The organism is Acinetobacter sp. YH12200 (assembly GCF_013418175.1).
Lineage (GTDB): Bacteria > Pseudomonadota > Gammaproteobacteria > Pseudomonadales > Moraxellaceae > Acinetobacter > Acinetobacter pseudolwoffii.
On record NZ_VPCO01000002.1, the window covers coordinates 269,256 to 279,324 of the forward strand.

7 protein-coding genes are annotated in these 10,069 nt (G+C 40.7%); 5 read left to right on the top strand and 2 right to left on the bottom strand.

What is annotated here, in order from left to right:
• Nucleotides 1-112 precede the first annotated feature (112 nt).
• Nucleotides 113-2,362 carry a TonB-dependent receptor domain-containing protein gene (locus FTU90_RS02840; RefSeq protein ID WP_180071922.1) on the bottom strand — a complete coding sequence of 750 codons (2,250 nt, stop codon included), beginning with the start codon at nt 2,360-2,362 and terminating at the stop codon, nt 113-115.
• Between the two features lie 265 nt (nt 2,363-2,627).
• Here FTU90_RS02840 and tig point away from each other — a divergent pair, with 265 nt between their 5' ends.
• The 4 genes from tig (at nt 2,628) to FTU90_RS02860 (ending at nt 6,987) form a co-directional block, all read left to right on the top strand.
• Complete coding sequence (gene tig / locus FTU90_RS02845) at nt 2,628-3,959, top strand: trigger factor (protein ID WP_005095580.1); 1,332 nt, start codon at nt 2,628-2,630, stop codon at nt 3,957-3,959.
• A gap of 195 nt (nt 3,960-4,154) precedes the next feature.
• On the top strand, nt 4,155-4,760 hold the full coding sequence (gene clpP, locus FTU90_RS02850) for an ATP-dependent Clp endopeptidase proteolytic subunit ClpP (protein ID WP_005095582.1): 606 nt from the start codon (nt 4,155-4,157) through the stop codon (nt 4,758-4,760).
• A gap of 29 nt (nt 4,761-4,789) precedes the next feature.
• On the top strand, nt 4,790-6,100 hold the full coding sequence (gene clpX, locus FTU90_RS02855; RefSeq protein WP_005095585.1) for an ATP-dependent protease ATP-binding subunit ClpX: 1,311 nt from the start codon (nt 4,790-4,792) through the stop codon (nt 6,098-6,100).
• Between the two features lie 170 nt (nt 6,101-6,270).
• The gene (locus tag FTU90_RS02860; RefSeq protein WP_100357538.1) at nt 6,271-6,987 is read left to right on the top strand and encodes a DUF2846 domain-containing protein; all 717 of its coding nucleotides are present in this window, start codon (nt 6,271-6,273) and stop codon (nt 6,985-6,987) included.
• A 431-nt stretch (nt 6,988-7,418) separates the two neighbouring features.
• On the opposite strand, the gene FTU90_RS02865 is transcribed toward FTU90_RS02860, so the two are convergent.
• Nucleotides 7,419-8,945: a fumarate hydratase gene (locus tag FTU90_RS02865; RefSeq protein ID WP_180049874.1), complete on the bottom strand. Its 1,527-nt coding sequence runs from the start codon at nt 8,943-8,945 to the stop codon at nt 7,419-7,421.
• 690 nt (nt 8,946-9,635) lie between these two features.
• Between FTU90_RS02865 and FTU90_RS02870 the strand changes: the two genes are divergently transcribed.
• Nucleotides 9,636-9,875 (top strand): DUF2171 domain-containing protein, encoded by a 240-nt coding sequence (locus FTU90_RS02870; RefSeq protein WP_005095591.1) that lies wholly within the window; start codon nt 9,636-9,638, stop codon nt 9,873-9,875.
• The last annotated feature ends 194 nt before the right edge of the window (nt 9,876-10,069 follow it).

Below are 10,069 nucleotides of genomic sequence, written 5' to 3' on the forward strand. Positions count from 1 at the left end.
AATAGTGATGTATATGGAAGGGCATGAATTAAAAAGGTTTCGGAAGGTGCTGGTCTAGCGACAATAAAAAACCCTGCTAGGGCAGGGTTTTTTATTGCAATTACTTTAAGTTTTAGAAGTCATAAGACAGAGATAACCAGTAGTTGCGATCAGGAATATATGTTCCTGCTAAACCACTTGTAGTTTTAGTATAAAGAAAGGCATTTTCTACATCATTATCACTGTTGATGAACGTTTTGTAGTCGCCAAAGTCTTTGTTCAATAAGTTATTCACTCGACCTGAAACCGTCACTTGGTTACTTACTTTATAAGAAGCACCTAAATTGAATAACTCATATGCTTTTAATTTATTACCAACGGCATCAATCTCGCGACTTATATTTACATCATTAAGATTAGGATTCGTGAAGCGAACACGATCAGATTTATATTCAGCTTCTAACCATGTGGTGAACTTATCATTAACATACCAAGTTCCTGTGAAGTTCAAAGCATGACGAGGTGTATTTTCAATAGGATTACCTTTGTTTTCACCTTCGGTAATTTCAGATTCTAACCACGTATAGTTTGCTTTTACATCAAAGCTTGGAGAGATATCGTATTTTGCACTTAGCTCAACACCATAGCTTTCAGCTTTATCAGCATTACCTTTAAAGCCGAAGTTTTGTTGATTATCGAAACTACCTACAGTCATACAGTCACTCGCAGGCGCTTGTCCTGCTGGGCGACCTGCCCATAAACAGTTTTCAAACACACGTGCATCGCTGACAATAATGTCTTTAAATTGAGTAAAGAATGCCGTAGCCGTTAAAGAGAAATTAGATAAGTTATCGTAAACGAAACCAAGCTCATAGTTTGTGGTTTCTTCAGGCTTAAGATCTGGATTACCCAAGGTCACGTTTCGACCTTGAGAGCTAAATCCGTTAATGCCGCTATGGAGATCATTGGCTGTTGGAACTTTATAGCCTGTGCTCACGCCACCTTTTAATGTCCATTGATCATTCGTATTCCAAACTAAGTAAGCACGAGGTGTGAAGTGGCCACCAAAAGCGCTATGGTCTTCGTAGCGACCACCGAAAGTGAGCGCAAGTGAATCAGTTAGATTCCATTCATCTTCAGCAAATATAGACCAAGAGTCTTGCTCAAATGCAACACTATTACCTGCTGAATTGTCAATGGTTTCACCATCTTTATATTCAACACCAGCAGTAACTTTATGATTGCCAAGCGTTGAAATTATACGAGAATCAACAGTTAAGTCTTTATTTTCTAAGATACGATCTTGGGTACCATCAGAGAAATAGTTGTATTCAGGAACATTACCTTTAGGTAAGCGACGACCTTCTTGTTCAGAAGTTACATAGCTTGCAAACGTTTTCCATTGACCGAAATTTAACTCAGTATCGACACCAGCAGAAATACGATCTCTTAAAAATTTGATTTCATCTTTATATGAGCCTGGGCCAGATGGTAAACCTGTCGTGCGGTTGAATTCGTAAAGTTCGCCTAAGCGAGCATCGCTATTATTGAAACGTTGTTCAGAATGATCGAAATCAACCCAAGTAGACACATTATCATTCAGATTATAGGTCAATTTCGTACCAACAGCATAATTATTTGCTTCTACAGTACGAGGATCTCGTCCTTGACTACCTTCATCAATAGTTTTTGCAGGTGTCACAAGTCGATCTGATTCGTCACGATGGAAAAACTCACCGCGTACTTGAATGCCAAGCTTATCTTGAATCAATGGACCATTTACGACTGCGCTAGTTTTCCAGTTATTGCCAATCTCAGAATTTTCTTGAATATTTTGCTCAACAGAAACATTACCATTCCACTCAGAAGAGACCTTTTTGGTAATGATGTTGATAATACCGCCCATTGCATCTGAGCCATATAGTGTAGACATTGGACCACGAATCACTTCAATACGTTCAATAGAAGCTAAAGGTGGCATAAAACTGGTAGAGAATTCACCAAAACCGTTTGGGCCAATTGAGCCAGAGGTATTTTGACGTTGACCATCAATTAAAATAAGGGTGTAGCTTTGATTTAAACCACGCATTTGGATATTAAGGCCGCCTGTTTTACCTTGACCATTACGTACGTCAACACCAGGAACTTCTGTAAGTGCATCAGCAATGCTGGTAATGCCCTTTTTCTTTAGGTCTTCAGCAGTGACCACACTAATAGAGGCAGGTGCATTTTTTAATTCTTGTTCAAAGCCAGTCGCTGACACCACAATCGTGGAAAGTTGAGTTGTCGGAACAGATGTTGTGCTTGTTGTTTCAGCATGTGCAGCAGCTGTTGTAACCCCAAGAATAGCCACAGCTAAAGGTCGAAGATTAAAATCACGCATAACCAAAATTCCAATATGGAGAGAGTTCAGAGTTTTGTATCAAATTTGAAAGTGAATACTAGTGATAATATTTATCATTTGCAATAAAAATATACAATTCCTTCATTTCAATTTAATCGCCTGAATATTTGAAAAGATGCCAATTCAAGTAAAAAAAGGGTTTAAAAACTGGAACTCGCGCGTATTTTTTGTATATCCTTAAATGTTGTCATATAATGTGGCACATTTTTATAAACCTGTTATAACCTAATATATAGAGGAAGCCATGCAAGTAACTTCTGAAGCGGTTTCGGGCGTTGCCCGTCGTTTAAATGTTTCTGTACCGACGAGCCGTATTAATGAGCAATTTGAAGCTCGTTTAAAACGCACTGCTAAAACTGCGAAGATCAACGGCTTCCGTCCAGGTAAAGTGCCTGTAAACGTAGTTCGTCGTGAATACGGCGCGGGTATCTACCAAGAAGTGGTAAACGATATTATTCGTGACACAGTTTTCGAAGCAATCCAGCAAGAGAAAATTAATGCTGTGGGCATGCCAAACATCGAAAAAACTGAAATGAAAGACGACGCGCTGGTATATACAGCGACTGTTGAAGTTTATCCAGAAGTTGAAGTGAAATTCGAAGGTCTGGAAGTTGAACGTAAAGCAACTGAAGTCAACGATAAAGACGTTGAGAAGATGATCGAAAATCTTCAAAAACAACGTGCTGCTTGGGCTGAAACCAAAGGCATGGCTAAAAAAGACATGCAAGTGACTTTCGATTTTGAAGGTACGGTTGATGGCGAGAAATTTGAAGGCGGCGCTGCTGAAGACTTCAAGCTTGTACTCGGTTCTGGCCGTATGATTCCTGGCTTCGAAGACGGCATCGTTGGTATGAAGAAAGGCGAAGAGAAAGTGATTGATGTAACTTTCCCTGAAGATTACCAAGCTGAAAACCTTGCTGGTAAACAAGCTCAATTCAAAATCACTGTGAAGCTTGTTGAAAAACAAAAACTTCCAGAAATTGATGCTGAATTTCTGGAAATCTTCGGTGTGTCTGAAGAAGAAGGCGTTGAGAAGTTGAAAGCTGACGTTCGTAAAAACATGGAACGTGAAGTGAAAAACGGCCTGCGTAACCAGGTAAAAGGTGCGACTTTTGATGCGCTTGTTGCTGCAAACGAAGTTGAACTTCCAGCGGCTATGCTTGCTCAAGAAATTGACCGTCAACGTCAACAAATGATTCAGCAGTTCACTCAACAGTTTGGTGCTCAAGGTGCGCAAGCATTTGATTCAAGCATGCTTCCAGACGAATTATTCAAAGAACAAGCTGAAAAATCTGTAAAACTTGGCGTATTGGTTAGCCGTGTTTTAGCTGATGCGAAAATCGAAGTAGATGCTGCACGTGTTGAAGCGTATATCCAAGACATGGCGTCTTCTTATGAAGATCCAAACGAAGTGATCGAATACTTCAAAAACGATGCGCAACAACGTCAACAAATCGAAGCTGTTGTACTAGAAGACCAAGTTGTTGATTACATTTTGGCTTCTGCTAAAGTAACTGATGCGACTGTAAGCTATGAAGACTTATTGAAAGAGCAGCAAGCTCGTCAACAAGCTTAATTTTAGCTTTCCATAAAAAAGGCGCTTGATGCGCCTTTTTTTCATATTGATGCCTGAAAAAAGCATTTCTGATTTTCACAAAACTAATGCAAAAAATATGATGGATTTATTGGCGAATTTTTTGCAATTTCAGTGATTATCCCTCATATTGTGATTATGGGTCAGGTCACAAAAAATTTAGGAATAAATAAACGTATGTATGTTCCAACGATTGAAAACGCTTTAGTGCCAATGGTGGTAGAACAATCCTCTCGTGGTGAGCGTTCTTTTGATATTTATTCACGCCTTTTGCGTGAACGTGTAATTTTTATGACGGGCGAAGTTGAAGACAATATGGCGAACCTTATCGTTGCGCAAATGTTGTTTTTAGAGGCTGAAAATCCAGATAAAGATATTCATTTATATATCAACTCGCCAGGTGGTTCAGTGACTGCAGGTATGGCAATTTATGACACCATGCAGTTTATCAAACCTGACGTGGTGACCTATTGTATGGGGCAGGCAGCATCTATGGGTGCCTTCCTGCTCAATGCCGGAACTAAAGGTAAGCGTTACTGCTTAGAAAATGCCCGTGTTATGATTCATCAGCCACTCGGTGGTTTCCGTGGTCAGGCTTCGGATATTGAAATTCATGCCCGTGAAATTCTATTTATTAAAGAACGTTTAAATCGTTTAATGGCTGAACACAGCGGTCAGGAATACGAGAAAGTAGCACGCGATACAGACCGTGATAACTTTATGACTGCTCAGCAAGCGAAAGAATACGGTCTTGTGGACGAAGTTTTAACTAAACGTCCATAAGTTTTAAAGATTCAGATAGTGGAGTAAATATGTCCGAACATCCTCAAGGACAAAAGCATTGTTCATTTTGCGGTAAAACGCAGTCTGAAGTCGGGAAGCTGATTGCAGGCGAGGACGCATACATTTGTAACGAATGTGTGGACGTATGCTTAGATTTGGTTCAAACCAGTCAACAGGTGGAAACCAATGACTGGGCCAATCGTCCTTTGCCGAAACCACAGGAAATCCGTGCGGCCTTGGATCAATATGTCATTGGTCAGGATATCGCAAAAAAGACCTTGTCGGTTGCAGTGTATAACCATTACAAGCGCCTGAAAGTGCAGAATAATGGCAAAAAAGCTGACGATTCAGTTGAACTTTCAAAAAGTAATATCATGCTGGTCGGCCCGACGGGCTCAGGCAAAACCTTGCTTGCACAAACGCTTGCGCGCCTTCTTGATGTACCCTTTGCCATGGCAGATGCAACCACACTGACCGAAGCAGGTTATGTGGGTGAAGATGTAGAAAATATTGTACAGAAGCTTTTGCAAAAAGCCGATTATGATGTCGAGAAAGCACAGAAGGGCATTATCTATATCGACGAGATCGACAAGATTACCCGCAAGTCTGAAAATCCATCGATTACGCGTGATGTATCGGGTGAAGGCGTACAGCAGGCTTTATTGAAAATGATCGAAGGTACGGTTGCTTCGATTCCGCCCCAAGGTGGCCGTAAGCATCCGCAGCAAGAATTCATTCAGATTGATACATCCAACATTCTGTTTATCTGTGGTGGTGCATTCTCTGGACTTGAGAAAATTGTGCAGCAGCGTCAGGAAAAAGGTGGCATCGGATTTACCGCAGAAGTGCGTAAAAAAGATGAAACCAAGAAGCTGTCTGATCTGTTCCGTCAAGTTGAAGCAACTGACCTGGTAAAATTTGGTTTGATTCCAGAATTTATTGGTCGTTTGCCGGTGATTGCTACTTTGGATGAGTTAGATGAAGAAGCATTGATGCAGATTCTGACTGAACCGAAGAATGCATTAACCCGTCAGTATCAACATTTGTTTGATATGGAAGACGTGGATCTGGTCTTTGAAGAATCCGCATTACGTGCCGTGGCAAAAAAAGCGGTTGAGCGTAATACTGGTGCGCGTGGTCTACGTTCGATCCTGGAAAATTCATTACTCGAAACTATGTATGACCTGCCAAGCCGCAGCGATGTCGGTACAGTAGTCGTCAATGAAGCGGTGATTAAAGGTGAAGCAGAGCCAGAATATCGTGCCGAGCGTCAACCGCATGAGCAGCAAGAGACAGCGACAAAAATAGATTTAAAAGTGGTGAATAGCAAATCTGCTTAACTGCTATTCATCCGAAACCTGCGAAAACTCCGTGTTTTCGCAGGTTTTTTATTTCCAAAAATAAAGCTGGATGTTAATCTGATTGACTAGGCGTGGATGCCTAAAACTTATAAAAAATAAATCGCAAAGCACTTGCATATAAAAGAATAAAGACGCAGTGAGGGATAAGCATGCGTGGAGTCGCAATTGTACTCATCAGCAGTTTGGCATTGCTGGGGTGTCATGGTAAGAAAGCCGTCGTTGAGCCTACACAGTCACTCAGCACTCTAAAAAATATTGATCTTGAAAAAAAACCGGGCTTTGTGGAACAGCATCGTATTGGTATGTTTACTATTGGTGGCTGGGTCAATCAAAAGCAGGGCAATCAGTTTCAAACGGTGAAACCACAACATGATCAAGCCGCCATCGTGTATTTATACCGTCCTGATTCCAGATGGAACCGTCAGGAAATTGTCGCTGCCAGCCTGTTTATCAATCAAGAACATATTCCAAGTCTTTTGCATAATCATTATTACTGGATTGAAGTTCCTACAGGAACATATCGTTTAAGTACCAGTCGACCGTTGGGTGCTTTGCATTTTCAGAAGCCTAAATATCTGGATTTTAGTGTGGAAGCAGGACAATCCTATTTTATTAAATATGATGAAGAAAATATCAGCACGCGGCGTAGTGTCTCGGGGCCCTTCATGCTCATGCCGGAAAAGGTCGGTCTGAATGAAATTGCTTTTACTCAGCTTAAATCTCACAGTTTTAACTTTGTGGCGCAAGATCAGGAAACTGGCCAGATTCGCAAAAAAGCCCAGAAAATTGAACCAACTGCTTATGATCCATCATTAGATGTACAGTTGAAGGCACCTTTTAAACTTTGGGATCCGCGTACTTGGTAATGGAACATTTCCCAGAATAAATATAATAAAAAAGCACCGATAGAGGGTAATGTTGATCAGTTAAGGAGTTTAGAAATAGACTCTTTAATTTTTTAGTCATTCACAGCGGAGTATTAATTTTATAAATCAAATTCTTGTAAATTATTTGTTACTTTGGTTTCGCCCAAATGAGAAGCGAAGCTTCGCAAGGAAGGCATCTTGCGGAGCAACACTCCTCATCCGCAAAACTCGTCAGCCACCATCGACTAGTAAGTTTGTCGCAGAAACAATCATTTTTAAATCTTGCGGTGCAATACACCTCATGCCTCAAACAGTTGCAGATGACTTTTCTATCTATCAGATATAATCATGAATTTCAAGAAGAAAATGCCAGTCAATTCCTTAACTGACTGGCATTACCGATAGAGGGTGCTTTGTTATTGCAGTCAAAATTAGCCTGCAGCAGCGTCCACGACTGGAATCTTGCCAATTTTAGCTTGCCAGATTTTCGGTGCAGTCGCGTGAATAGAAGTACCATTCACATCAACCGCGACAGAGACCGGCATATCTTTCACCACAAACTTGTAGATCGCTTCCATACCCAGGTCAGCAAAGGCAACCACTTCAGCTTCACGGATCGCTTTAGACACGAGGTACGCAGCGCCACCTACAGCCATTAAATAAGTCGCTTTATTGTCTTTGATTGCTTCAACGGCAGCAGGACCACGATCCGCTTTACCGATCATGCCAAACATGCCGGTCGCTTCAAGAACTTGACGTGTGAATTTGTCCATACGCGTTGCAGTGGTAGGACCTGCAGGACCAACGACTTCATCACCAACTGGATCGACTGGACCTACGTAGTAGATGAACTTGCCTTTAAGATCAACAGGAAGTTCTTCACCATTGTTCAGCATGTCCACCATGCGTTTGTGCGCAGCGTCACGGCCAGTGTAAATTGTACCGTTAAGAAGCAGCGTATCGCCTGGTTTCCAAGAGTTCATTTCTTCTTGCGTGATGTTGTCCAGATCAACGCGTTTAGACGTTGAAGAATCCCAAGTCACAGATGGGTAGTCTTCAAGTTTTGGTGCCTGAATATGTGCAACACCTGAACCATCAAGTGTGAAGTGTGCATGACGAGTCGCAGCACAGTTCGGGATCATACCGACTGGTTTACCTGCAGCATGACAAGGATAATCTTTGATTTTAATATCAAGTACAGTGGTTAAACCGCCAAGACCTTGTGCACCAATACCCAAAGCATTCACTTTTTCGAAGATTTCGATACGAAGTTCTTCAAGTTTAGATTGTGGACCACGACGAAGTAATTCGTCCATGTTGATCTCTTCCATCAAAGCTTCTTTGGCAAGCATCATGGCTTTTTCAGCAGTACCACCGATCCCAATCCCTAGCATACCTGGTGGACACCAGCCTGCACCCATCGTTGGAACAGTTTTCAGTACCCAATCTACGATTGAATCAGATGGGTTCAACATTGCGAGTTTAGATTTATTTTCTGAACCGCCACCTTTGGCTGCTACAGTGATATCTACTTTATTACCAGGCACAAGCTTGTGGTAAATCACGGCAGGAGTGTTGTCTTTGGTATTCTTACGACCAAAAGCAGGATCGGCCAGAACTGATGCACGAAGCACGTTGGAGTTTTCTAAATAACCCTGACGTACGCCTTCATTGATTGCATCATCCAGGCCCATGGTTAAATCGAATTTAACATCCATGCCCACTTCAACAAATACGTTGACGATACCGGTATCTTGACAGATTGGGCGGTGGCCTTCTGCACACATGCGTGAGTTAATTAAGATTTGCGCGATCGCATCTTTAGCAGCTTTGTTCTCTTCACGATCATACGCACGGCTCATCGCTTGGATAAAGTCTTGTGGGTGATAGTAAGAAATGAACTGAAGCGCATCTTTAACCGATGTGATTAAGTCATCTTGCTTGATAATAGTTGTCATACAAATATCTCTTGAGCGGGCTGATAGCTAGCGGGCTAAATTATAAGACAAAAGAATCGGGTTGTGGGCATTTTGGGCGAGCATTGGCCGAAAGTTTATAGTTTAGGCAATTTAAAGGAGGACTTTAGCTGCTCAACGGGTCAAATATGACAGTAATTGGTCATATTTAGTGTCATATTTCAGACTAAAAATAGTCATATTTATTATTATTTTTGATTAAGTAGTTGAATTTTAATTATTATTTAAAAATTAATAAAAAACCGGATTGTCATATAACTGTCATAAAACTTTTACATAATGCAGATATTGAAACGGGAGATCTTAACAATGGTTACAGGTATTTTAATGGCAAGTGGTTTTTGTGTATATATCGCTGCAACTTGGATGTATGGTCAGAAAGAAGATCAAGCCTAAGCTTCATCTTCTTTCTTTATTTTCAGGCATTAAATAATTAACCTTTCTTCACATCTTCACATCTTCACATCTTCACATCTTCACATCCAATTCATCAAGCTATAAAAATATCTGAATACTCAACTTCAAAAAGCATTTTTGTTATGTAGTGGGTTAAACCGTGCTAAGCGTTTACATTCTTAACCCTTCAAAACCCAAAGCCTGAAAACCCTTACACATGTGGCGTTTTTTATTGCTTAGACTGTTCCTCTCAACTTCTAGAAACAGGCAAATAGAATGAACAATTTTAATGCAAGTGATATTAAAGAACATGCTTCAGTCATTGCTTCATGTGGTACTCAAGTCGGGAAGGTAGACCATTTAGAAGGTCAGGATTCAATTAAATTGACAAGAAGTGATGATGAAAATAATGAGCATCATCTGATTCCCTTGAGTTGGGTAAGCGAAATCAAAGACGATAGCGTAGTGCTCAATAAAACAGCAGAAGATGTGCGTAAAGAGTGGACCACCTTATAAAAAATTAAAGTCAATGGACTGAAAAGCAGGGCTGTCTCAGCTTAATTTTTTATGTCACAGACTTTATTAGGGCGTGTCCTCATTTGAAAAATTGGTTTTAAATACTTAAAATCCTCCTTTAAGCTCTTTTGATTTCTATATTTTTTCAATGGCACGTACTCTTCTCACCGATGATATCTGGCAGCAAATTCAAG

Coding starts and splice junctions, on each gene's coding strand:
- FTU90_RS02840 (WP_180071922.1), bottom strand. CDS start 2,362: ATGCGTGATTTTAATCTTCGACCTTTAGCTGTGGCTATTCTTGGGGTT.
- tig (WP_005095580.1), top strand. CDS start 2,628: ATGCAAGTAACTTCTGAAGCGGTTTCGGGCGTTGCCCGTCGTTTAAAT.
- clpP (WP_005095582.1), top strand. CDS start 4,155: ATGTATGTTCCAACGATTGAAAACGCTTTAGTGCCAATGGTGGTAGAA.
- clpX (WP_005095585.1), top strand. CDS start 4,790: ATGTCCGAACATCCTCAAGGACAAAAGCATTGTTCATTTTGCGGTAAA.
- FTU90_RS02860 (WP_100357538.1), top strand. CDS start 6,271: ATGCGTGGAGTCGCAATTGTACTCATCAGCAGTTTGGCATTGCTGGGG.
- FTU90_RS02865 (WP_180049874.1), bottom strand. CDS start 8,945: ATGACAACTATTATCAAGCAAGATGACTTAATCACATCGGTTAAAGAT.
- FTU90_RS02870 (WP_005095591.1), top strand. CDS start 9,636: ATGAACAATTTTAATGCAAGTGATATTAAAGAACATGCTTCAGTCATT.